At 71.8% G+C, this 23,860-nt stretch carries 15 protein-coding genes and 1 pseudogene; 8 read left to right on the top strand and 8 right to left on the bottom strand.

The genetic code is table 11. The annotated features are described in order from the left end of the window. The 7 genes and pseudogenes from ASF43_RS32270 to ASF43_RS31705 form a co-directional block, all read right to left on the bottom strand. The coding region (locus ASF43_RS32270; RefSeq protein ID WP_369803278.1) for an EAL domain-containing protein at positions 1-408 on the bottom strand (408 nt) is incomplete at its 3' end. A gap of 45 nt (positions 409-453) precedes the next feature. Further along, on the bottom strand, positions 454-1,966 hold a 1,513-nt coding region (locus ASF43_RS31720), incomplete at its 3' end, for a DUF3369 domain-containing protein (RefSeq protein WP_235578268.1). A gap of 547 nt (positions 1,967-2,513) precedes the next feature. Further along, positions 2,514-4,862: an ATP-binding protein gene (locus ASF43_RS12375; protein ID WP_056181160.1), complete on the bottom strand. Its 2,349-nt coding sequence runs from the start codon at positions 4,860-4,862 to the stop codon at positions 2,514-2,516. Next, a complete protein-coding gene (locus ASF43_RS12370) occupies positions 4,862-5,974 on the bottom strand; it encodes an ABC transporter substrate-binding protein (RefSeq protein WP_056181158.1) in 1,113 nt (370 codons plus the stop codon). The genes ASF43_RS12375 and ASF43_RS12370 overlap by 1 nt, the downstream gene beginning before the upstream one ends. Further along, positions 5,971-8,322: an ATP-binding protein gene (locus tag ASF43_RS32265; protein ID WP_056181155.1), complete on the bottom strand. Its 2,352-nt coding sequence runs from the start codon at positions 8,320-8,322 to the stop codon at positions 5,971-5,973. Before ASF43_RS32265 ends, ASF43_RS12370 begins: the two co-directional genes overlap by 4 nt. Beyond that, positions 8,322-8,474: an EAL domain-containing protein gene (locus tag ASF43_RS31710; protein WP_235578266.1), complete on the bottom strand. Its 153-nt coding sequence runs from the start codon at positions 8,472-8,474 to the stop codon at positions 8,322-8,324. The genes ASF43_RS32265 and ASF43_RS31710 overlap by 1 nt, the downstream gene beginning before the upstream one ends. 66 nt (positions 8,475-8,540) lie before the next feature. Beyond that, a pseudogene (locus ASF43_RS31705) lies at positions 8,541-10,047 on the bottom strand (DUF3369 domain-containing protein); the annotation flags it as partial. A 453-nt stretch (positions 10,048-10,500) separates the two neighbouring features. On the opposite strand from ASF43_RS31705, the gene ASF43_RS12355 reads away from it, so the two are divergent. The 6 genes from ASF43_RS12355 to ASF43_RS12330 all read left to right on the top strand — a co-directional run bounded on the left by ASF43_RS12355 (position 10,501) and on the right by ASF43_RS12330 (position 15,343). Then, positions 10,501-12,000 (top strand): DegQ family serine endoprotease, encoded by a 1,500-nt coding sequence (locus tag ASF43_RS12355; protein ID WP_056181152.1) that lies wholly within the window; start codon positions 10,501-10,503, stop codon positions 11,998-12,000. 98 nt (positions 12,001-12,098) lie between these two features. Next, complete coding sequence (locus tag ASF43_RS12350; protein WP_056181149.1) at positions 12,099-12,311, top strand: hypothetical protein; 213 nt, start codon at positions 12,099-12,101, stop codon at positions 12,309-12,311. Between the two features lie 8 nt (positions 12,312-12,319). Then, positions 12,320-12,646: a thioredoxin family protein gene (locus ASF43_RS12345; protein WP_056181145.1), complete on the top strand. Its 327-nt coding sequence runs from the start codon at positions 12,320-12,322 to the stop codon at positions 12,644-12,646. Positions 12,647-12,706: 60 nt separating this feature from the next. Continuing rightward, the gene (locus ASF43_RS12340; protein ID WP_056181142.1) at positions 12,707-13,672 is read left to right on the top strand and encodes a YcjF family protein; all 966 of its coding nucleotides are present in this window, start codon (positions 12,707-12,709) and stop codon (positions 13,670-13,672) included. A 93-nt stretch (positions 13,673-13,765) separates the two neighbouring features. Further along, on the top strand, positions 13,766-15,073 hold the full coding sequence (locus ASF43_RS12335; RefSeq protein WP_056181140.1) for a tetratricopeptide repeat protein: 1,308 nt from the start codon (positions 13,766-13,768) through the stop codon (positions 15,071-15,073). Positions 15,074-15,088: 15 nt separating this feature from the next. Beyond that, positions 15,089-15,343, top strand: coding sequence for a DUF1272 domain-containing protein (locus ASF43_RS12330; RefSeq protein WP_056181137.1), 255 nt, complete (start codon positions 15,089-15,091; stop codon positions 15,341-15,343). On the opposite strand, the gene ASF43_RS12325 is transcribed toward ASF43_RS12330, so the two are convergent. Further along, a complete protein-coding gene (locus tag ASF43_RS12325; RefSeq protein WP_056181134.1) occupies positions 15,333-16,490 on the bottom strand; it encodes a fatty acid desaturase in 1,158 nt (385 codons plus the stop codon). The genes ASF43_RS12330 and ASF43_RS12325 overlap by 11 nt on opposite strands. 247 nt (positions 16,491-16,737) lie before the next feature. Here ASF43_RS12325 and ASF43_RS12320 point away from each other — a divergent pair, with 247 nt between their 5' ends. Both ASF43_RS12320 and ASF43_RS12315 read left to right on the top strand, forming a co-directional pair. Beyond that, complete coding sequence (locus tag ASF43_RS12320; protein ID WP_056181131.1) at positions 16,738-17,754, top strand: DnaJ C-terminal domain-containing protein; 1,017 nt, start codon at positions 16,738-16,740, stop codon at positions 17,752-17,754. 47 nt (positions 17,755-17,801) lie between these two features. Beyond that, entirely contained in the window at positions 17,802-23,750 is a 5,949-nt protein-coding gene (locus ASF43_RS12315) for an alpha-2-macroglobulin (protein WP_056181128.1), read from the top strand. The last annotated feature ends 110 nt before the right edge of the window (positions 23,751-23,860 follow it).

Below are 23,860 nucleotides of genomic sequence, written 5' to 3'. Positions count from 1 at the left end.
CATGGGCCTGCCGTACAGATAGCCCTGCACCTCGTTGCAGCCCAGCTGGCGCAGCGCGGCGGCCTGGGCCTCGGTCTCCACGCCCTCGGCCAGCACCTGCATGCCCARCCGRTGGCCCAGCGGCACGATCATCTCGGCGATGCGCGCSSCGGCGTCGCCCGAGTCCAGYGCCGACACGAAGGCGCGGTCGATCTTGAGCCGGTCGGCCGGCAGCCGGTCCAGGTAGGACAGCGAGGAAAAGCCCGTGCCGAAGTCGTCGATCGCCACSGCGATGCCGCGTGCCTTGATCTGCCGCAGCAGCGCGCCCACACGCTCCAGGCCCATCACGGCCACGGACTCGGTGATCTCCAGCTCCAGGCAATCCGGTGGCAGCCGGGCATCGGCCAGCGCCTGGTCGACCTCGGCCAGGAACTGCGGCTGCGCGAACTGCAGCGGCGAGACGTTGACCGCCANCCAGGCAATCCGGTGGCAGCCGGGCATCGGCCAGCGCCTGGTCGACCTCGGCCAGGAACTGCGGCTGCGCGAACTGCAGCGGCGAGACGTTGACCGCCATGCGCAGCGGCGTGCCCGCGTCGCGCAGGCGCGCCGCCGCGCGCAGCGCCGTGCGCAGCACCCACTGGCCGATGGGCACGATCAGGCCGGACTGCTCGGCCACGGGAATGAACTGGGCCGGCGAGACGAACCGGCCCTCGTCGGTGCGCCAACGCAGCAGCGCCTCGGCACCGACCGCACGGCCCGTGCCCAGCGCCAGCTGCGGCTGGTAGACCACGAACAGCCTGTCGCGGTTGAAGGCTTGCTGCAGGCCGTGCAGCAGCCGCGTGCGCTCGCGCGTGGCCGAGCCGACCTCGGCCGTGTAGTACTGCGCCCCGCCCTGGCCACCGGCCTTGGCCTGCTTGAGCGCGATCGAGGCGTTCTTGTAGAGCTCCTGCCCGCCTGCGGTGTCCTGCTCCCAGCGCACGAAGCCCATGGAGAACGACACCGGCCGCGCCACGCCCGTGATTTCGAAGGGCTGCTGCAGCAGGGCGGCCAGCCGCGCCGGCTGCACGGCCGCGGCGCTGCCCCAGACGCCGAAGGTGTCGCCCGCCACGCGTGCCAGGAAGCAGGCGGCCGGCAGGCCGTCGGTCAGGCGCCGCGCGATGGCCTCCAGCAGCTGGTCGCCGTAGACATGGCCGAACATGTCGTTGGTCTCGGCGAACTGGTCGATGTCCAGCAGCGCCAGCACATGGTCGGCCGCATGGCCGTCGCTGCCGGCCTCGCTCACGTGCCGGATCATCGCCGTGCGGTTGGGCAGGCCCAGCAGCCGGTCGACGAAGGCGTGCTGGCGCAGCCGCGCGAGCAGGTCCAGGTTGGACGCGCTCAAGGCGATGTTCGTGCAGAAGACCTCGAGCAGGCGTGCGTCCACCTCGCGCAGCGGTGCATCCGCGCGCACGAAGGCAGCAAAGTCGTGGCCCTCGTGGCCGGCAAAGAACAGCGTGAGCTGGCCCGGCTCCAGCAGGTGGCGCTGCTCGGCCAGGGCACGGCGCAGCTGGGCGGTGACCTGCGGGTCGGGCAGCGCGTCGATGCTGCGGTCCACCAGGCCCGTGAACGCACCGGCGGCGCCGATGACCACGCCATCGGCCGTCCCGGTTCCGGCCGCCTGGCGCTGCGCGGCGCAGACCAGGCCCTCGGGCGGCACGCCGATCAGGCTGGCGACCTGAATGACCACGCCGTCGGCGAAGCCGCGCAGGCCCTGCGCGGCCAGCAGCTGGTTGCTGGCCTCGATGATCTTCTCCAGCCCGCGCCGGCTGTCCTCGAGCCGGCGCAGCTGCTCGTACGAGCGCACCGCCGAGGTCAGCGCCGTGTAGAGCTTCACGCGCGTGAGATCGCTCTTGGTCTTGTAGTCGTTGATGTCGTAGCGCTGGATGGTCTCGATCTCGGGTGCGTGGCCGGGCTGCCCGGTGCGCAGCACGATGCGCACATGCGCCATGCCCAGCTCGCCGCGGATGCGCTCCACGGTGTGCAGGCCGGCCTCGTCGGTCTCCATCACCACGTCCAGCAGGATCACGGCGATGTCGGGCTCGCGCGCCAGCACGGCCAGGGCCTGTGCACCCGAGTGCGCGTGCAACAGCTCCAGCGGCCGGCCGTCGATCTCCAGGCCGCGCACGCCGAAGCGCGTGCTCTCGTGCACATCCTCGTCGTCGTCCACCACGAGGATGCGCCAGGGCGCGCGCGCAGGTCGCGTGGTCGCGGGGGTGGCGTCGTCGTCATCGACGAATTCCAGCAGGTCTTGGTCGTTCATAGGTGGCCCGTGCGAGGCAGGGGTTGGCGTGGTGGGACGTGATGCTGGCGCGCCCGTGGCACCAGCAGCGATCGCGGTCGACAGATGGAAGGTTCGCCAGGGGCTGGCGACATCGGCCGGCCCATGGATGCGCGCTCATGCAGGCGCGCCTTCACGCTGCCCGTGCCGGCCAAGGCCAGCGCCACGCGGCGCTGCGCACGCCGGCACGGTCGGTGGCAGGGCGCGCGGGCCATCGTCATGGCGCGCGCGCGTGAACGCTTGGTTCGAACGCGCCGAAGCCCGTGCTGCGCGGCGTGCGCGGGGCCTTGGCCGGCATGCGCAGCGCAAAGCAGGTGCCCTCGCCCGGCGCGCTCTGCACCGTCAGCGTGCCGCCCAGCAGCTGGGCCACGGCGTTGTGGCTGATGTGCAGGCCCAGGCCCGTGCCGCCGCGGCCCATGCGCGTGGTGACGAAGGGGTCGAAGATGCGGTCCAGCAGGTCGGGCGCGATGCCCCGGCCATCGTCGCAGACCCGCAGCACGATAGCGCCGTCCGCGGCAAGGCGTGCATCGATGCGCACGGTGCCGTGGTCGCAGCCTTCGAACGCATGCAGCATGGCGTTGTGCACCAGGTGCGCCAGCGCCTGGCCCAGCGCGCCGGGGTAGCTGTCCATCGCCAGGCCGCTGGCCGGCACCTGCACCTCGATGCGGTACGGGGTGCGCGCGTAGCTGGGCCGCAGGCTGGCCACCAGCTCGTGCACCACCTCGTGCAACGCGAAGGGCCGGCGCTTGGCGCTGGTCTGGTCCACGGCCACCTGCTTGAAGCTCTGCACCAGCTCGGCCGCGCGCCGCAGGTTGCGCAGCGCGATGTCCGTGCCTTCGCGCAGGCCAGCGAGGTAGGTCTGCAAGTCCGCGCGCCGCAGCCCGCCGGCCATGGCGGCCTCCAGCCGCTGCTGCACGCTGGCCAGCGCGCTGATGGCCATCAGGCTGTTGCCCAGTGGCGTGTTGAGCTCATGGGCCACGCCGGCGACCAGGCCACCCAGCGCGGCCATGGTGCCCGAGCGCACCAGTTCGTCCTGCGCGGCGCGCAGCTGCTCCACGTTGCGCGCGAGCACGGCGTTGATTTCGGCCAGGGCCTCGGTGCGCTGCACGACACGCGTCTCCAGCGCCTGGTTCAGCTCGCGCAAGGCGGTCTGGCGCGCGCGCAGCGGGCCGATGTCCACCGTGGCCCACACCAGCAGCTCCTGGCTGGGCAGGCGCACGCGCTGGCCGAACACCTGCATCTGCAGCGCCGTGCCGTCGCCGCACCGGATGCGCGCCTCGCCCTGCAGCTTGTCGCCCTGGCGCTCGGCCATGAAGCGGTCGCGCTCGGCCAGGGACCACAGGCCGATCTCGATGCCGGTGCGGCCCAGCGCGTCCTCGCGCTGGCGCTTGAGGTCGCGGCACCAGGCCTCGTTGACGTCCAGCAGCCGCAGGGCATTGCCCACGTCGGCCACGCTCATCGGGATCGGCGCGGCATTGAAGATGGCGAGGAAACGTTGCTCGCGCTTGCGCATCGCGCCGGCCATGGTGTCCAGCTCGCGCGCCAGGGCGTTGAGTTCGGCCACCGAGCCCGGCGCCAGCGGCACACCCGGCAGGCGCGACTGGGCGGTGGCGCGCGCCCGCGCGACGATGGCCTGCAGCGGGCGCGCGAGCCGCCGGGCCCAGAACATGGCCACGAAGACGCCCGTCAGCAGGCAGGCGCCCAGCGACAGCGCCACCGAGGACAGCAGGTTGCGCACCTGCGGGTGGTCCAGCCCGGTCGGCCGGCGCGTCACCAAATACCAGTCCAGCGCTCTCGAATAAGTGGCGGCGGCCAGCACGGCCTGCCCGTCCAGCGTGATCTCCTGCAGCGCCACCTTTTGCTGCAGCGCGGCCTGCAGCAGGGGCCAGCCGCGCAGGTTCACGTGGCCGCGCACGGCGGCGCTGTCCGAGTCCACGATCACCTCGCCGCTGCGGTCGACGATCCAGAACGCCGCCACGTCGCTGCCGGCCGCGGCCAGCACGAGCTTCAGGTAGGCGTCGTACTCCATCTCGGCAAGCAGCACGCGGCCCAGCGGGTCGCGCAGGCCCATGCCGACCGTGCGCAGCGCGGTCAGCGGTGACAGGTAGCGGCCGTCCCAGACGGCGCCGACCCGGCTCGACAGGGCGCGCACCAGCGGGTTGTGCAACAGGTCCATGCCGAGCAGGTCGCCCTGCCGGGCGGCATGGGCCGGCGCCACGCCCGCGGCCGTGACCACGCCGTCCGCCGAGACGCTGTACAGCGCGCCCAGCACCAGGCTGTTGCGCACCTCCTGCGCCAGCACGCGGCTGGCCTGGTCGCGCGGCGCATCGTCCAGTGCCATCTGCGCCAGGCTGATGCGCGATTCGGCCGTGCCGAGCAGGGATTCCAGGCGCCGGCTCACGTCCTCGGCCTCGCGCTGCAGCGCCTCGCGGTCCTCCTGCTCGATGGCGGGCACGCGCCAGGCCACGAGCGTGCCGGCCACCACCGTGAAGGTCAGCAGCATGGCGACGCCCAGCAGGGCGAGCAGGTGGCTGGCCAGCGGCCAGGTGGTGCGGGGCCAGCGCATCACAGGGGCGCGAAACGGCCGTTGCGCACGATGCTGGCCACCACGGCGCGCCGGGTGTCGCCGAACCGGTCGATGGTCAGGAGCTGCTGCACGCCCTGGTAGGGGCCGTGGCGCAGCACGGCGTCGCGCACGGACTCGCCCGGCGCGGCGCGCTGCAGAGCGGCGGCCAGCACCATGACCGCGTCGAAGGACGAGGCGGCGGCGAAGCTGGGCGCCAGGCCGAAGCGCGCCAGGTAGTCGGCGTGCAGCGCGCGGTAGCGCGGCGAACGGTCGGCCTCGTCGAAGGCCTGCACCAGCACCAGCCCCTCGACCGACCGGCCGCCCAGCTCGATCAGGTCGGGGTTGGCCGCCCAGCTGGTCGAGGCCAGCGGCAGGCCGCGCGCCCGCTGGGCGACCTGCTGCGCCAGCCGGGCCGTGTCGGCGCTGCTGGCCAGCAGCAGCAGGCCATCGACCGGCACGGCCAGGGCGCGCTGCGCCAGGTCGCCGAACACCGGCGGGCCGTCGGCGCCGAAGTCCACCTGCTGCGCCACCGTGCCGCCGCCCGCGGCGAAGACCTGGGCAAAAGCCTCGCTCCAGGGCCGCGTGGCTTCGGCGTTGCGCATGTCGCGCAGCACGGTCAGGCTGCGCCAGCGGCGCGCGAGCAGCAGCTGCGCCAGCGCCTGGGCGCTTTCGCGCGTGGAGCTGTTGAGGCACACCAGGTAATCGGCGCGGCGCATGAGGCTGTCGGCCGACAGCGTGGGGCTGAGCAGCAGCACGCGGGCGGCATTGAACAGCGGCAGCAGGCGCAGGGCCACGGCACTGGTGTAGGGGCCGACCACCGCATCCACCTGTGCATCGATCAGGCGCCGCGCGGCCGCAGCCTCGTGCAAGGGGCCGCCGTGGTCCTGCACCACGAGCTGCAGCGCGCGGCCGCGCACGCCACCGGCCGCATTGGCCTGCTCGATCGCGAGCAAGGCGCCGTCGCGCGCTTCGCGGCTGAAGTGCGCATCGCGGTCCGACAGCCCGCCGAGAAAGCCGATGCGCAGCGCCGCGCGTGGCGCACCGCAGCCCGCCACGGCAAGCCCCAGCGCGCCTTGCAGCACGGTGCGGCGGCGGGGCGCAGCCGCGGTCACACCCTCTCCCATGGCGCGCCGGCCACGCCGCCGCCGTCGCCCTCGGCGCGCGGCGCCACATCGGGCAGCACCAGCGTGAACGCCGTGCCCTGCCCTGGCGCGCTCTGCACCAGCAGCTGCCCGCCCAGCAGGCTCTGCACGGCGTTGCGGCTGATGTGCAGGCCCAGGCCGCTGCCGCCGCGGCCCTGCCGCGTGGTCATGAAGGGCTCGAAGACGCGGTCGATGTTCTCGGGCGCGATGCCTGCCCCGTCGTCCTGCACGCGCAGGCGGATGCGGCCGTCGGCATCGCGCAGGCCGGTGAGCGTGACCGTGCCGTGGGAGCGGCCGTCGAAGCCGTGCAGCACGGCGTTCTGGATCAGGTTGCCGATGGTCTGGCCCAGCGCGCCGGGGTAGCTGTCCAGCCGCAGGCCGGTGGCCGGCACGTCGACCACGATGCGGTAAGCCGTGCGGTGCAGGCTGGGCCGCAGACTCACCACCATCTCGTGCACGACTTCGGCCAGCTCGAAGCTGCGCCGCTGCGCGCTGGTCTGGTCCACCGCGACCTGCTTGAAGCTCTGCACCAGGTCGGCCGTGCGGCGCAGGTTGCGCTGCGCGATGTCCACGCCCTGGGCCACGCCTTCGAGCAGCTGGTGCAGGTCGGCACGGCGCAGCCCGCCGGCCATGCCGGCCTCGAAGCGCGCGGCGGCGTCGGCCATGGCGCTCACGGCCATCACGCCATTGCCCAGTGGCGTGTTCAGCTCGTGCGCGACGCCGGCCACCAGCGCGCCGAGTGCGGCCAGCTTGTCGGAGCGCACGAGCTCGTCCTGCGCGACCTGCAGCTGCGCCACCGTCTGCGTGAGCTGCGCGTTCGATGCGGACAAGGCCTGCGTGCGGCGCTCCACGCGGGCTTCGAGCTGTTCGTTCAGGGCGCACAGCTCGGCTTCGAGCGCATGCATGGGGCCGGTGTCGATCACGGCCCAGACCATCCAGTCCGCGTCTTCCAGGCGCGCGCGGCGGCCGAACACATGGGCCCTGAGCACCTGCCCATCGGCGCGCCGCAGGTCGATGGCGCCCGCGAGGCTGTCGCTCTGGCGAAAGTCCGGCAGCGTGGCAAAGCCCTCGGCACTGAAGAGGCCGAGCTCCAGGCCGTTGCGACCGATCGCATCCTCGCGCCGGATGCGGACCGCGGCGCAGTAGGCGTCGTTGGCATCGACGATGCGCAGCGCGTTGGCGACATCGGTCACCACCATGGGCACCGGCGTGGCGTTGAAGATGGCCAGGAACTTCTGCTCGCGCTCCTGCAGCGTGGCGGCCACCTGTTCCAGGTCGGCCGACAGCGTGTTGAACTCGTCGACGCTGCCGCGCGGCCAGGAGCGGCCCTGCGCCTGGCCCGAGGTCGTGAGCGCCGCGCGGGCCACGATGTCCCGCAGGTCCTGGCCCATGCGCCGTGCCCAGAAGGGCGCCATCAGCAGCCCGATGGACAGGCAGCCGACGAAGGCGGCCACGACATTGAACACGAGCTCGCGGATCAGCGGGTGCCCCCAGCCGGAGGGCACGTTGCCGACCACCAGCCAGCCCAGGCTGGGCGCGCGCGTGGCCACCAGCTGCAGCTCGCGGCCCAGCAGGCTGGCCTCGGTCTGCACCGTGGCGCCGTCGCGCACGCCCTGCAGCACAGGCCAGTTGTACAGGTTGATCTTGCCGACATGGCGGCTGTCGTCGGTGTCGGCCATCACCTCGCCGGCCTGGTCGACGACCCAGATCGAGGCCGCATGCCGGCCGGCGGCCGACTGCAGCGTGCGCAGCAACTCGGCCTGCGCGATCTCGCCGACCAGCACCTGGTTGCTGGCCAGGCGCAGCGCGACGCCCACGGTGTTCAGGCCCGACAGGGCGGAGCGGTAGGTGCCGCTCCACACCACGCTGTGGCGCTGCTGGGCGGCGCGGAACAGCGCGTTGGCGGAGAGGTCGGCCTGCACGAGGTCGGTGTCGCGCAGCTGCAGCACGTCGGCCAGCGCAGCGGCCTGCACGCGCCCGTCCGACGCCAGCAGGTACAGGGCCTGGAACTCGCGCTCCGCGCCCACGCTCTCCACCAGCAGCGCGTCGGCAGCCGCCGCCGAGCGCCCGCGCACGCGGCCGGCCAACAGCTCCAGCCGGGCCTGGCGCGCACGCAGCAGCAGCCACAGACGGCTGGAGACTTCCTCGGTTTCGCGCCGCAGCTGGCGCACGCTGTCACGCTCGGTCTGCGGCACTTTCCAGAGCAGCGCAGCCAGGGCGACGACCGTGACGGTCACGCCGATGGTCACGAGCAACAACGCCGAGAGGTGGCTGCGCAGGCTCCAGACGCGCGGCGTCGACGCAGGCGCAGCCCGCATCAGCAGGCAGGCCCCTGTGCGCCGAGCCAGGCCGTGAAGGCGTCCAGCGCCATGGGCCTGCCGTACAGATAGCCCTGCACCTCGTTGCAGCCCAGCTGGCGCAGCGCGGCGGCCTGGGCCTCGGTCTCCACGCCCTCGGCCAGCACCTGCATGCCCAACCAGGCAATCCGGTGGCAGCCGGGCATCGGCCAGCGCCTGGTCGACCTCGGCCAGGAACTGCGGCTGCGCGAACTGCAGCGGCGAGACGTTGACCGCCACGCGCAGCGGTGTGCCAGCCGCGCGCAGCCCCGCGGCGGCAAGCAGCGCGGTGCGCAGCACCCAGTGGCCGATCGGCACGATCAGGCCGGACTGCTCGGCCACCGGAATGAACTGGGCCGGCGGGACGAACCGGCCCTCGTCGGTGCGCCAGCGCAGCAGCGCCTCGGCACCGACCGCACGGCCCGTGCCCAGCGCCAGCTGCGGCTGGTAGACCACGAACAGCCTGTCGCGGACGAAAGCCTGCTGCAGGCCGTGCAGCAGCCGTGTGCGCTCGCGCGTGGCCGAGCCGACCTCGGCCGTGTAGTACTGCGCGCCGCCCTGGCCGCCGCCCTTGGCCTGCTTGAGCGCGATGGCCGCGTTCTTGTAGAGCTCCTGTGCCGATCCCACGCCGGCATCGCAGCGCGCCAGGCCCATGGACAGCGACACGGGCCGCTTCACGCCATCGACCTCGAACGGCTGCTCCAGCAGGGCTGCCAGGCGCACCGGCTCGACCACGCCGGCCGAGCCCCAGACGGCGAAGGTGTCGCCGGCCACACGCGCCAGCAGGCAGGCCGCCGGCAGGTGGTCGCCCAGGCGGCGCGCGATGGCAGCCAGCAGCATGTCGCCATAGACATGGCCGAACATGTCGTTGGTCTCGGCGAACTGGTCGATGTCCAGCAGCGCAAGCACGTGGCCGCCGGCTGCGTGCGCGGCCAGCGCCTGCTCGATGTGCTGGATCAGCGCGACGCGGTTCGGCAGGCCGAGCAGGCGGTCCATGAATGCGTACTCGCGCAGCCGCACCAGCAGGTCGATGTTGGACGCGCTCAGCGCGATGTTGGTGCAGAGCACCTGCAGCAGCCGCGCATCGACGGAACGCAGCGGCCTGGGCATGTGCACGAACGCGGCGAAGTCGTGGCCGTCGTGGCCCGCGAAGAACAGCGTCAGGTGGCCGGCCTCGATGAGGTTGCGGCGCTCGCCCAGTGCGCGCTGCACGCTGGCGGCCACCACCGGGTCGCCGATGTCGCCGATGCCGCCGCCCATCAGGGCCGCGAACGACCCTGCGGCGGCGATCACGGTGCAGTCCGCCGTGTCGCCGCGGGCGGACGGGCGCGACGCGCAGACCAGGCCGTCGGGCTGCACGCCGACCAGGCTGGCGATCTGCGTGATCACGCGCCCGGCGAAGGCGTGCAGGCCCTGCTCGGCCAGGAAGTGGTGGCTGGCCTCGATGATCTTCTCCAGCCCGCGGCGGCTGCTGTCCAGCCGCAGCAGCTGGTCGTAGGAACGGATCGAGGCGGTGAGCGCCGTGTAGAGCTTGACACGCGTCAATTCGCTCTTGGACTTGTAGTCGTTGATGTCGTAGCGCCGAATGGTCTCGATCTCGGGCGCGTGGCCGGGCTGGCCGGTACGCAGCACGATGCGCACATGCGCCAGCCCCAGTTCGCCGCGGATGCGCTCCACGGTCTGCAGGCCGGCCTCTTCGGTCTCCATCACCACGTCGAGCAGGATCACCGCGATGTCGGTTTCGCGGCCCAACAGGCCCAGCGCCTGGGCGCCGGAATAGGCATGCAGCAATTGCAGTGGCCGGCCCTCGATCTCCATGCCGCGCAGGCCGAAGCGGGTGCTCTCGTGCACGTCGGCGTCGTCCTCCACGACGAGGATTCGCCACGGGGCGAGGTCGCGATGGTCTGCGGGGGGGGTGGACTCGGCGTCGTCGACGAATTCCAGTAGATCTTGTTCGTTCATGTCCTGCCCTTGGGCAATGCAAGGGGCTGTGAAAAAGGCTGCTCCCACTGGCGGCTTCGATTGCACCAGCCGGCGGCATGCAGTGGCAACTGGCAGTTATGACAGGCACGGCGCTTTTGCAACGTTCCGTTTAAGTCCTGTCTAAGTCTGGCGAGGCACTATTTCGGACATCCCAACCGCAAACGAAGGAAGCCTGCCATGAACACCCCATTAGGTCGCCAATCCGTGAAGAAAGTCCGCCTGGTGTTGGCGCTGGCCACCGCGGGCGTCATCGGCGGTGCCGGTGTCTCGCTGGTGCAGTCCAACCACGTGCAGGCCGCCGCGCCCATCGCCATGGCCGCCACGGCGGCGCCCATGGGCCTGCCCGACTTCTCGCAGATCACCACGCAGTACGGCCCGGCGGTCGTGAACATCAGCGTGACCGGCACGCGAGATGACGCAGATCAAGACGAGCGCACGGCGCAGCGCGGCCAGCGCGAAGACCCGTTCGGCAACGACCCGTTCTTCGAGTTCTTCCGCCGCTTCCAGCAGCCCGGGCAGGGCCAGGGCCGCAGCGTGCCGCGCGAGGCACCGGTCGTGCGCGGCCAGGGCTCGGGCTTCATCGTGAGCGCCGACGGCATCGTGCTGACCAACGCCCATGTGGTGCGCGGCGCCAAGGAGGTCACGGTCAAGCTGACCGACCGCCGCGAATACGTGGCCAAGGTGCTGGGCCAGGACCCGAAGACCGACATCGCGGTGCTCAAGATCGAGGCGAAGAACCTGCCCGTGGTCAAGATCGGCCGCACGGAGGACCTGCGCGTGGGCGAATGGGTGCTGGCCATCGGCTCGCCCTTCGGCTTCGAGAACACGGTGACGGCCGGCGTCGTGAGCGCCAAGGGCCGCTCGCTGCCCGACGACAGCTCGGTGTCCTTCATCCAGACCGACGTGGCCGTGAACCCCGGCAACTCGGGCGGGCCGCTGTTCAACACGCGCGGCGAGGTGGTGGGCATCAACTCGCAGATCTACAGCCGCACGGGTGGCTACCAGGGCGTGTCGTTCGCGATCCCGATCGACCTGGCCGGCCGCATCAAGGACCAGATCGTGGCGCACGGCAAGGTGGAGCATGCGCGCCTGGGCGTGGCCGTGCAGGAGGTGAACCAGACGCTGGCCGACTCCTTCAAGCTGGACAAGCCCGAAGGTGCGCTGGTCTCCAGCGTGGACAAGGGCGGCCCGGCCGACCAGGCCGGCCTGCAGCCTGGCGACGTGATCCGCAGCCTGGACGGCAAGCCCATCGTGTCCTCGGGCGACCTGCCGGCCGCCATCGGCCTGTCGGCGCCGGGCGACACGGTGCGGCTGGACGTCTGGCGCCAGGGCGCCCCGCGCGAGATCAACGCCAAGCTGGGCGGTGCCAAGGGCCCGGCCACGACGGCGGCGAGCAAGGGGGAGGAAGTCGCCCAGGGCAAGCTGGGCCTGTCGCTGCGCCCGCTGGCACCGAACGAGCAGCAGGCAGCCGGCACGGCCGGTGTCGTGGTGCAGGACGTGGCCGGCCCGGCGGCCCGCGCGGGCGTGGAGTCCGGCGATGTGCTGCTGGCCGTGAACGGCACGCCGGTGAGCAGCGTGGAGCAGGTGCGCGCGGCCGTGGCCAAGTCCAGCAAGTCGGTGGCGCTGCTGATCCAGCGCGGCGAGGACAAGATCTTCGTGCCGGTGCGCATCGGCTGAGGCGTAGGAGCCGCCTGACAGCGGCTTGCGGGCGGCGCGGCTTGCAGGCGGGACCGCGCCGCCCGATCATCGCGCCACACCCAGAACAGGAGAACGACATGACCACCAAGCCCCATGCCGGCGCCACCGACACCCAGACCCCGCCGACCGGCGCACCGCAGCACAAGGACAACGCGCTCGAATCGCTCGGCAAGGCCATCACCGACGCGGTGTGGGAATCCTCCGGCGAGGCCGACAAGTCGCACAAGGGCGCCGAGCGCAGGGCCGCCGCAGAGCGTGTGCAGGACGACGAGACGCCGCCTGAACGCTGAGAAGCCGCATGTCCTCCAAGCCCTACACCAGCGCGGAGCCCAGCCGCAGCGAGGTGGATGCCATGCGCGGCCCCGTGCTGCTGGAATTCGGTGACGCGTTCTGCGGTTTTTGCCGCGCCGCGCAGCCGGCCATCGAGCGTGCGCTCCAAGAGCAGCCCGAGGTCACGCACCTGAAGATCGCCGACGGCCGAGGCCGCCCGCTGGGCCGATCCTTCGGCGTGAAGCTGTGGCCCACGCTGGTGTTTCTGCAAGACGGGCGGGAGGTCGAGCGCCTGGTGCGCCCGGTGGATCACCATCCAGTCGCCAAGGCCTTGAGCGCGCTGAAGGCGGCCTGACGTAATCTTTCGTGCTGGGCGCGCTGCGATGGCGCGCCGCCATGTTCCCCAAGGAAACCCATGTCTTCCAACGAAACCCGGGCCATCGTGTCCCTCTCCTTGCTGGCCGCATTCGCGGACGGGGACAAGCACGACCGCGAGCGCACCGAGATCAAGCGCATTGCCGACAACCTGTCGCATGCCGATGGCGTGAATCTGCCCTCGCTGTACCAGGACGTGCTCATGAAGCGCGTCACACTGGCCGACGTCGCCAGCGCGCTGACGACGCCCGATGCGCGCCTCCTGGCCTACGAGATGGCCGTGTGCGTGTGCGATGCCGATGGCGTGCATTCGCAGGCCGAGCAACGTTTCCTCGACGAGGCCAAGACCGCCCTGGGGCTGCAGCCCGCCACCGCCGACCGCTTCGTCGAGCAGGCCGAGGCCATGGCTGCTGCACCCATGGCGGTGGGCGGCGCGGCTGCGTTCGGCACCGAGCTGCCGGCAGCCACCGCCCCGGGCCGGCCCGCGGTGGACGATGCGGCGCTGGACAAGACCATCCTGAACGCGGCGATCCTGAACGGCGCGCTGGAGCTGTTGCCCGAAAGCCTGTCCACCATGGCGATCATCCCGCTGCAGATGAAGCTGGTCTACGGCATCGGCAAGGCGCACGGCTACGAGCTGGACAGCGGCCATGTGAAGGACTTCCTGGCCACGGCCGGCGTGGGCCTCACGTCGCAATACCTGGAACAGGCCGGGCGCAAGCTGCTGGGAGGCCTGCTGGGCCGCATCGGTGGCGGCATGCTGGGCGGCGTGGGCAAGCAGGCCGTGAGCTCTGGCATGAGCTTCGCTTCCACCTATGCGCTGGGGCATGTGGCCAAGCGCTACTACGCAGGCGGCCGCACGCTGTCCACGCAGATGCTCAAGGACACCTACGCCAGCGTGGTGCAGGAAGGCCAGGGCCTGCAGGGCCGCTACCTGCCCGCCATGCAGGAAAAGGCACGCACACTGGACGCCGGCAAGATCCTGGCCATGGTCCGAGGCAGATAGCAGGGCTGCCCAGGCTGGCTGGCGCGTCGCTGCATGCCGGCCTCGCGCGGGTCGGCCGCCCGGCGCAAGGCGCGGCAGGTATGCTGCGCCGCCATGAACCAGCCTGCCGATGCCCTCGCCCGCGCCCGCGCCCTGTTCCTGCAGGGGGTGGAGCTGCTCGAATCGGACCGCGCCGACGCGGCCGAGACCCAGTTCGAGGCTGCGCTGCAACTGGCGCCGGGCCGGCCCTCGGTGCTGGTGAACCTGGGCGTGGCACGGCTGCGCCTGGGCCGGCCGGCCGATGCGCTGGCGCCGCTGGACGAGGCCGTGGCCGCCGAGCCCGACCAGCCCGACACCTGGTGCCACCGCGGCCTGGCGCTGGCCGCGCTGGAACGCGAGGCACAGGCGCTGGCCAGCTTCGAGCGCGCGCTGGCCGTGGACGCCGGCCATGCGGCGGCGCGCTTCCAGCAGGCGCTGAGCCTGAACCGCCTGCGCCGCCACGACGCGGCACTGGCCGCGCTGCAGACGCTGCTGGCGCAGCACCCCGGCCTGGCCCCGGCCTGGCAGCTGCAGGGCCAGACGCTGCAGTCGCTGGAGCGCCATGCCGAAGCCTTGCCGGCCTACCAGCGTGCGGTCACGCTCGATCAGGCGTTGGGCGAAGCCTGGAGCCTGCTGGGCCAGCTGCACAAGGACGCCGGCCAGCGCGAGGCCGCACGCCACGCTTTCGAGCGCGCCATCGCGGCGGGGGCCGATGCGGCACTCAACGCTTACTTCCTGGCCGCGCTGGACGGTCGCGATGCGCCAGCGGCCGCGCCCGACGCCTATGTGCGTGGCCTGTTCGACCACTATGCCGACGACTTCGAGCCGCATCTGCTGGACGTGCTGCACTACCGCGCGCACGAGGCGGTGGTGCAGGCCGCCGCGCCCTTGTGCGCGGCGCCGCTCGCGTCCGCGCTGGACCTGGGCTGCGGCACCGGCCTGTGCGGCCCGCTGCTGCGCCCGCTGGCGGCCCACCTGGAAGGCGTGGACCTGTCGCCCACGATGCTGGCGCGGGCCGAGGCGCGGCACTGCTACGACGCGCTGGTGCAGGCCGACATCGCCGAGCACCTGCGCAACACGCCGCGCCGCCACGGCCTGGTCGTGGCGACCGATGTGTTCATCTACGTGGGCGACCTGGCGCCGGTGTTCGCCGGCGTGCAGCGCGTGTTGGAGCCAGGCGGCGTGTTCGCGTTCTCGGTGGAATCGCACGATGGCGCGGGCTTCGTGCTGCGGCCCAGCCTGCGCTACGCGCATGCCGAGCCCTATCTGCGCACGCTGGCTGAGGCCCACGGCCTGCGCGTGGAGCATCTGCAGCCGACCATCCTGCGCGAAGACCAGCGCCAGCCGATCGCCGGCCTGGTGGTCTGCCTGCGCGCCACCTGATCCTGAGGAACCGACATGCTCGAACTGCGCCCCGGCTGCGAATGCTGCAACCGCGACCTGCCACCGGACAGCCCAGAGGCGCGCATCTGCAGCTTCGAATGCACCTTCTGCGAGGACTGCGCCAGCCAGCGCCTGGCCGGCCTGTGCCCCAACTGCGGCGGCGAACTGGTGGCGCGGCCGCGGCGCCCGGCTGGCAAGCTGGCCAAGTTCCCGCCCTCGGCCACGCGGGTGTACAAGCCCGCCGGGTGCGGGCAGCCTGTTACGCCGTGACGGCGCCGCGCGCGGGCCGGCGCGGCTGGGCCGCGCTGGTCGGCTCGGGCGTGGCATTGCGCGCCGACAGGTTGATGGGCCGGGCCGTGGGGCGGCCCGCGAAGTCCTGCCACTGGTGGCGCTCGAAGTCGTACAGCTTGCAGGCCTTCATCGTGCGCATGGCCTTGAACAGCGACAGCGGCTCCACCACCAGGCGGTTGCCCAGCAGTTCGTTCATGCGCTTTTGCGCCGGCAGCAGCATGTAGCTCGGAATGCCGTGGTGCGCATGGTGGGCGGCGTGGCAGTAGACGTTGTTGACCATCTTGCTGAACCAGTCGGGCGTGGTCAGCACGGTGGAGCACAGCTCGGGCGCGAAGTCGCCGGTGCGCTTGAAGTCGCCCTTGAACCACGGGATGTTGGGGTGCGTGTGCATGAGGTACAGCGTCACGCTACTGATCCAGAAATGCGTGACCAGCGGCACGGCCCAGCCCAGCAGCACGGCAGTGCCGGCCTGGATCGGCGCGATCTGCGGTGCCACGAGCGCGAGGAAGGACACCATGCCGGCGTGGAAGCTGAACAGCAGCGCCGAGTAGCGCATCGACGTGCCGCGGTGCGCCACTGGCGTGCGGCCGTTGGGCCACACGCGCGTGGGGATCCAGCGCAGCGTCCAGTACAGGAACGGGCCGGCGATGCCCGAGGAGCGGTAGACGCGCTCCATCAGGCGGCCGTGCCAGGGCAGTGCGTCGAATTCGGCCTTGGCGTACGGCCGGAAGAAGTCGTACTGCTCGCCGTTGGTCAGCGGGTGGTGCAGGTGGTTGTGGTCATGCGTCCACATGCGGTAGTTCTGCAGCGAGGGCGTGCCCAGCAGCAGCGCGCAGACCCAGTTCAGGCGGGCGTTCGCGCACAGCGTGCGGTGCGCGGCGTCGTGCGCCAGCGTGTACATGGACGTGAGCCGCACGCCCAGCAGCACGCTGGCCAGGATCTTCAAGCCCAGCACGGGCGCGAACAGCACGGCGGCCCAAAGGCCCCAGTACAGCGCCATGTCGCGCGCCAGCAGCAGCAGGCCGCTCGTGTTGCGCGGCGTGGCGAAGACGGCGAGTTCGCGGATGAGCTGGCCCCGGGTGATGGCCGGCGGTGTGGTGCTGAGCGGTGCGGCTGTGGTTCGCATCGGAGGTTCCCTGAATGTTGCTTGATGTAACGAGCCGTGATTAGGCCCGCCAACCTCGCGGCGCGATGCGCTGAAAAAGCGCTGGAATCCACCCCAATTCCCCTCCCGCCGCACCGCCGGCGCCGCAGGCCAGGGGCGCTCGCCGTCAGCTTGGCGAAGGAGGCTTCGACTACCATCTGGCCCCACAGCCCGGCGCTCGACGAGATGCCATCTTGCACGGCGTGGCTGGCCACGAGGGAGCGCCTTTTTGATCACCGACCACGCTTTTGCCGAACTGGGCCTGCCCGTCGATGCGAGCGAACAAGAAGTCAAGGCCGCCTGGCGGCGCCTGGTGTCGCAATGGCACCCCGACCGCAACGCCAGCGCTGCCGCAGTCGCCAAGGTGCAGCGCATCAACCAGGCCTTCGAAGCCATCCGCCGCGCACGGCAGCAGCCAGAGGCCATGGCCGAGCCGGTGGCGCCCGAACCCGAGCCGGCCGCCCCGCCAGCGGCCGACCCGGGCCCGCAGCGCCCGCCGATCCGCCGCAAGATCAAGCTGACGCTGGAGGAGGCCGCTGCCGGCTGCATCAAGCCGGTGCGCGGCAAGCTCACCGAGACCTGCACCACCTGCGACGGCGCGGGCCACCAGGTGCTGGGCGGCAACTGCGCCAGCTGCGGCGGCTCCGGCGCCATCCAGCAGCGCTCCGCCTGGTTCGGCTGGCCCAGCGTGCGCATCGAGTGCGAAGCCTGCCTGGGCGGCGGCATCGCGCGGCGCACCTGCCCCACCTGCGATGGCGCCTGCAAGTGCGAGGTCAGCTACGAGGTGCAGGTGCGCATCCCGCATGGCGTGCGCGATGGCGACCTGCTGCACGTGGACGCGCGGCGCGCCCGCGCCGGCAGCGCCCCGGCCGACCTGGAGATCCAGGTGCAGATCGCGCCGCATGCGCTGTTCCAGCTGCACGACGACGGCACGGTGCGCTGCGAGGTGCGCGTGAACGGCTTCGCCTGGATCGCCAACCGCACCGTGCAGGTGCCCACGCTGGCCGGCGCGCAGACGCTGCAATTGAACCGCGACCTGCAGACCTATCTGCTGCAGGGCCAGGGCTTTCCGAAGGAGCGGCGCGGCGCGCGCGGCGACCAGGTCGTCACCATCGTGCCCGTGTTCCCGCACAAGCTCAGCACCGACCAGGACATCATGCTCGACCAGCTGATCGCGGCGAGCTCGGATGCGCGTGAAGCCCAGCCGGCCGCGAAGGCGCGCGGGCGCAAGCGCACGACCGGCTGAGCCGCCCGGCGTCGGCTAACCTGCGGGGTCCAGCAAAGGACTCCCGCGTGGCCTTCCCCTCTTTTTTTCTTACCGCCGTCCTGGCCCTCACGGCGGCCAGTGCCGCCCAGGCCCTGCAGATCACCAACGCCTCGCCGCAAGGCGAGGTCGCCCAGGTGCGCCAGGTCGTGCTGCGCTTCGATGCCGACGCCGTGCGCTCCGGCGATGCGGCCGCCAAGCCGCCCGCCACCGTCAGCTGCAGCGACAACGCCGCCGGCCGCGGCACGGGCCGCTGGAACAGCGCGCGCGAGTGGGTCTGGCAGTTCCAGGACGACCTGCCGCCCGGCGTGCGCTGCACGATCGCCGCCGCCCCCGGCTTCCAGTCGCCGCAGAACCAGGCGCTCACCGGGCACACCAGCTTTGCGTTCAACACCGGCGGGCCTTTCGTGCGCAACACCCGGCCCTATGGCGGCGCCATCGACGAAGAGCAGTATTTCGTGCTGCGGCTCAACGGCCCGGCCACGCTGGCGAGCGTGCAGGCCAACGTGTGGTGCCAGGTCGAGGGACTGGGCGAGCGCGTGCCGGTGAAGCTGGTCGAGGGCGCCGAGCGCGCCGCGCTGCTAAAAGCCCGGCGCCTGGACGAGGAAGCCGCCAAGGCACCGCTGGCCGTGCAGACGCTGGCCTGCAACCGTCGCCTGCCGCCATCGGCCGAGGTGCAGCTGGTGTTCGGCACCGGCGTGGCCACGCCCAGCGGCATCGCCAACAACGTGGAGAAGCGCTTCAACTTCAAGGTGCGCGAGCCGTTCACGGCCAGCTTCTCGTGCGAGCGCGAGAACGCGAACGCGGCCTGCCTGCCGATCCGGCCGCTGCGGCTGCAGTTCAACGCGCCCGTGCCGCGCGCGCTGGCCGAGGCGATACGGCTCAAGACGGGCAGCCAGTCCGTCGCGCCCACGTTCGAGGCGCAGGACAAGGACGCCCAGGTCACCGGCGTGCAGTTCGCCCCGCCGTTTGCCGAGAGCGCCAACCACAGCATCGTGCTGCCAGCCAACTTCAAGGACGACGCCGGCCGCGCACTGGCCAATGCCGACAGCTACCCGCTGCAGGTGGCCACGGGCGCGATGCCGCCGCTGGCCAAGTTCGCCGCCGCGCCCTTCGGCATCGTCGAGCGCTTCGCCGAGCCCGACAGCCCGCCCATGCTGCCCGTGACGCTGCGCAACGTCGAAGCGCAACTGCCGCTGGCCGCCAAGGCGATCGCGGCCGATGCGCGCGTGGCCAACCTGCGGCCCGAGAGCGACGCCGAGATCCTGGCCTGGTTCCGCAAACTGCAGCGCTATGACAACGCCACCGTGCTGCGCAAGCGCGCCGCGGCCGAACTCACGACACCGCTGCCGCGCATCGTCGACAGCGATCAGCGCGAGTGGGTGCAGACGCGCATGCTGTCGTTGCTGGCCGGCCAGGCCGGCGTGCGGGCGATGGACCTGCCCAAGCCCGCGACCTCCGACCCGCGCTTGTTCGAGGTGGTGGGCATCCCGCTCACGCCCGGCTTCCACGTGCTGGAGATCAGCTCCAAACGCCTGGGCGCCGCGCTGCTGGACGAGCGCTACGGCCCGCAGCGGACCATGGTCGTGCGCAGCTCGGCCCTGGTGACCAATTTGGGCGTGCATTTCAAGCTGGGCCGCGAGAACGCGCTCGCCTGGGTGACCACGCTGGACAAGGGCCAGCCCGTGGCCGGCGCGCGCGTGGCCGTGTCGGACTGCCGTGGCAAGCCGGTGGCCAGCGGCACGACCGACGCGCAGGGCGTGGTGCAGCTGGCCGGCCTGTCGCCCCAGCCGCCCGCCTGCAACGACCGGGACGACGACTACACCGCGCCATCCTGGTTCGTCACGGCCCGCGCGCGCGACGCGAAAGGCGTGGACGACATGGCCTTCACGTTCAGCGACTGGAACCGTGGCATCGAGCCCTGGCGCTTCGACGTGCCCACCAGCCAGGATCCGAACCCCGACCTGCGCGCCCACACCATCTTCGACCGCACGCTGCTGCGCGCCGGCGAGACGGTGGCGATGAAGCACCTGCTGCGCACCGAGACGGCCAAGGGCCTGGCCCTGCCCGAGCAGTTCCCCACGCGGCTGCAGATCACGCACGTGGGCAGCGGCCAGCAGTTCACGCAGCCGCTGGCCTGGCGCAAGACCGCCACCGGCGGCCAGAGCGCCGAGAGCCAGTTCGCGCTGCCGCCGGCTGCCAAGCTGGGCGCCTACGAGGTGGCGCTGCTGCAGGGCGGCGAACGAGACGCGCGCAGCCTGCCGTCCGGCCAGTTCCGCGTCGAGGAATTCCGCCTGCCGGTGCTGGAGGGCCGCATCGCGCCGGCAGACGCCAGGCCGCTGGTCAAGCCCGAAAGCGTGCCGACGAACGTGCAGGTGAACTATGTGTCGGGCGGCGGCGCGGCCAACCTGCCGGTGCGCGTGTCGGCCTTGCTGCGCGACCGCGCGCTGCACTTCGACGGCTTCGACGCGTTCAGCTTCACGCCGCCGCGTGACCGCGCCGCCAACCCTTCGAACGAAGACGAGGAAGAGCCCGAGGCCACGAGCGGCCCGCGCGTCATCGCCGACAAGCTGGCGCTGAACCTGGACGCCAGCGGCGCCGGCAAGCTGACCATCGACAAGATCCCCGCCGCGCCGCGCGCGCAGGAGCTGCTGCTGGAGGCGACCTACGCCGACCCGAACGGCGAGGTGCAGACGCTGCGTAGCACCGCCACCGTGTGGCCGGCCGGCGTGGTAGCCGGCATCAAGACCGAGGGCTGGGTCTCCAGCGCGCAGAAGATCCGCTTCCAGGCGCTGGCGCTCGACCTGGCCGGCAAGCCGCAGGCCGGCGTGGCGCTGGAGGTGACGGCCATCGCGCGCATCGTGACCACCAGCCGCAAGCGCATGGTCGGCGGCTTCTACACCTACGACAACAAGAGCGAGGGCAAGGACCTGGGCAGCGTGTGCAGCGGCAAGAGCGACGCGCGCGGCCTGCTGCTGTGCGAGGCCAAACTCGCCGAGGCCGGCGAGGTCGAGTTGGTCGTGACGGCCAAGGACGCCGCCGGCCTCGCCGTGCAGGCGGCCAGCTCGGTCTACGTCACGCGCCAGGGCGAGCTGTGGTTCGGCGGTGAGAACCACGACCGCATCGACCTCTTGCCCGAGAAGAAGGACTATGCGCCGGGCGAGACCGCCAGGCTGCAGCTGCGCATGCCGTTCCGCTACGCGACCGCGCTGGTCACGGTGGAGCGCGAAGGCGTGCTGTCGCACCGCGTGGTGCAGCTGAACGGGCAGGACCCGACGCTGGAACTCAAGATCGAGGAAGGCTGGGGGCCGAACGTCTACGTGAGCGCGCTCGTGCTGCGCGGCCGGCTGCGCGAGGTGCCCTGGTATTCGCTGTTCACCTGGGGCTACAAGGCGCCGCGCGAGTGGTGGACGGCGTTCTGGCATGAGGGCCGCGAGTACGTGGCGCCGAGCGCGTTGGTCGATCTGTCCAAGCCCGCGTTCCGCCTGGGCGTGGCCGAGCTGCGCGTGGGCACGCGCGCGCACCAGATCGACGTGAAGGTCGCGGCCGACCAGCCCACCTACCAGGTGCGCGGCCAGGCCCGCGTGACGATCCAGGCCACGTTGCCCGACGGCAAGCCCGCTGCCAACGCCGAGGTGGCGCTGGCCGCCGTGGACCAGGCGCTGCTGGAGCTGATGCCCAACGACAGCTGGAACCTGCTTGCCGCCATGCTGCAGCGCCGCGCCTGGGGCGTGGAGACGTCCACGGCGCAGATGGAAATCATCGGCCGCCGGCACTATGGCCGCAAAGCCGTGCCGGCCGGCGGCGGCGGTGGCCGCGGCGCGACGCGCGAGCTGCTGGACACGCTGCTGCTGTGGAACCCGCGCGTGGTGCTGGATGCGAACGGCCAAGCCGTGGTAACCGTGCCGCTCAACGACGCGCTGACCACCTTCAAGATCGTCGCCGTGGCCGATGCGGGCACGGCCTTGTTCGGCACCGGCCAGGCCAGCATCCGCACCACGCAGGACCTGCAGATCATCAGCGGCCTGCCGCCGCTGGTGCGCGAGGACGACAAGTTTCGCGCGCAGCTGACCCTGCGCAACACGACAACCAAGGCCATGAAGGTGGACGTGGCGCCACGCGCCACGCTGCTGACGCTGCCCGCGCAGACCGTGGACATTCCCGCCGGCGAAGCGCGTGAAGTGGTCTGGGACGTGACAGCCCCGGCGCAGCTCGCGCAGACGCGCGCCGAGGCCATCCTGTGGGAGATCGAGGCCAAGGACCAGGCGAGCGGCGCCCGCGATGCGCTCAAGGCCAGCCAGCGCATCCTGCCCGCCGTGCCGCTAACCGTGCAGCAGGCCACGCTGGTGCAGCTCGACGGCCCGTTCAGCCTGCCCGTGCAGCCCCCGGCCGACGCGCTGGCGAACGAAGGCCGCGCACGCGGCGGCCTGCAGCTCGCGCTGCAGCCGCGCCTGGCCGAAGGCCTGCCGGGCGTGCGCGACTGGTTCGCCAACTACCCGTACTCCTGCCTGGAGCAGCAGACCAGCAAGGCCATCGGCCTGCGCGATGCCAAGCGCTGGCAGGGCGTGGTCGCGCAGATGCCGACCTATCTGGACGGCGATGGCCTGGCGCACTACTTCCCACCGCGAGACGGCAGCGCCAACCGCGGCAGCGACACGCTGACGGCCTACCTGCTGGCGGCCACGCATGAAGCTTCAACGCTGCAGCCGGCCTTCGCCCTGCCCGAGGCCTTGCGCACGCAGATGGAGAACGGCCTGGTCGCCTTCGTCGAAGGCCGTTTGCAGCGCGAGTTCTGGAGCCCGCGCGCCGACCTCGACGTGCGCAAGCTGGCCGCGCTCGAAGCCCTGTCGCGTAGCGGCCGGGCCCAGGGCCGCATGCTGGCCAGCATCACCGTCGCGCCCAACCAATGGCCCACGCATGCCGTGATCGACTGGCTCAGCGTCCTCAAGCGCGTGGCCGACGCGCCGCAGCGCGAGCAGCGGCTGGCCGAGGCCCAGCAGGTGCTGCGCGCGCGCATCGCGACCAGCGGCACCAAGATGGTCTTCAGCACCGAGCGCGACGACCAGTGGTGGTGGCTCATGGTCAACGGCGACGTGAACGCCGCGCGCCTGCTGCTGGCCGTGATGGACGACGCCGCGTGGAAGGACGACATGGGCCGCCTGGCGGCCGGCTTCATCGCGCGCCAGCAACGCGGCGCCTGGCAGACCACCACGGCCAACTTGTGGGGCGGGCTGGCGCTGGAGAAGTTCTCCGCGAAGTTCGAAACCACGCCGGTTGCGGGCGTCACGACTGCGCGCCTGGGCGATGCCGCGGCCAGCGTGGACTGGGCCAAGGTCGAGCGCGTGCAGAGCACGGACGCCAGCGGCGCGCCGCACCAGGCCGGTGGCTTCGGCGCGCCAGCCGCGCCGGGCGCCCTGCGCGGCAACACCGCCTTCCTGCCCTGGCCCACGGGCGGCATGGGCACGGTGGAGGTGGCGCAGCAGGGCACGGGCAAGCCCTGGCTCACGCTGCAATCGCTGGCGGCCGTGCCGCTGAAAGCGCCGTTCGACGCGGGGTACCGCATCGCCAAGACCATCACCCCCGTCGAGCAGGCCGTCGCGGGCAGGTACAGCCGTGGCGACGTGCTGCGCGTCACGCTGGAAGTCACGGCCGCGAGCGACATGACCTGGGTGGTGCTGAGCGACCCCATCCCCGGCGGCGCCACCATCCTGGGCAGCGGCCTGGGCCGCGACTCGGCCATCGCCACCCAGGGCGAGCGCCAGGGCGCGGCCGGCTGGCCGGCGTTCGAGGAACGCAGCTTCGAGGCCTACCGGGGCTACTACGACTTCCTGCCACGCGGCACGATGAAGGCCGTCTACACGCTGCGGCTCAACAACGTGGGCGACTTCGCGCTGCCGCCGACGCGGGTCGAGGCCTTGTATGCGCCGGAGATGTTCGGGGCGCTGCCGAATGCGCGTGTGAAGGTGGAGGCGCGGTAGGAAGTGCGTTGTTCCTCGACGCTTTTCATCGTGATCTGGAGATGGCGCAAAACATGGTGAAAACTGCTGCATCTTCTGGAAGGTTGGGGCGTGGGCCCTCTGAAGGCGCG

This window comes from Pseudorhodoferax sp. Leaf267 (assembly GCF_001422405.1).
Lineage (GTDB): Bacteria > Pseudomonadota > Gammaproteobacteria > Burkholderiales > Burkholderiaceae_C > Pseudorhodoferax.
This window is presented reverse-complemented; position numbering and strand designations above follow the sequence as displayed.

Excerpts from the sequence above, each read along its gene's own strand:
- ASF43_RS12355 (WP_056181152.1), top strand. The coding sequence starts at position 10,501 with ATGAACACCCCATTAGGTCGCCAATCCGTGAAGAAAGTCCGCCTGGTG.
- ASF43_RS12335 (WP_056181140.1), top strand. The coding sequence starts at position 13,766 with ATGAACCAGCCTGCCGATGCCCTCGCCCGCGCCCGCGCCCTGTTCCTG.
- ASF43_RS12375 (WP_056181160.1), bottom strand. The coding sequence starts at position 4,862 with ATGCGCTGGCCCCGCACCACCTGGCCGCTGGCCAGCCACCTGCTCGCC.
- ASF43_RS31710 (WP_235578266.1), bottom strand. The coding sequence starts at position 8,474 with ATGCAGGTGCTGGCCGAGGGCGTGGAGACCGAGGCCCAGGCCGCCGCG.
- ASF43_RS12350 (WP_056181149.1), top strand. The coding sequence starts at position 12,099 with ATGACCACCAAGCCCCATGCCGGCGCCACCGACACCCAGACCCCGCCG.
- ASF43_RS12330 (WP_056181137.1), top strand. The coding sequence starts at position 15,089 with ATGCTCGAACTGCGCCCCGGCTGCGAATGCTGCAACCGCGACCTGCCA.
- ASF43_RS12345 (WP_056181145.1), top strand. The coding sequence starts at position 12,320 with ATGTCCTCCAAGCCCTACACCAGCGCGGAGCCCAGCCGCAGCGAGGTG.
- ASF43_RS12340 (WP_056181142.1), top strand. The coding sequence starts at position 12,707 with ATGTCTTCCAACGAAACCCGGGCCATCGTGTCCCTCTCCTTGCTGGCC.
- ASF43_RS32265 (WP_056181155.1), bottom strand. The coding sequence starts at position 8,322 with ATGCGGGCTGCGCCTGCGTCGACGCCGCGCGTCTGGAGCCTGCGCAGC.
- ASF43_RS12325 (WP_056181134.1), bottom strand. The coding sequence starts at position 16,490 with ATGCGAACCACAGCCGCACCGCTCAGCACCACACCGCCGGCCATCACC.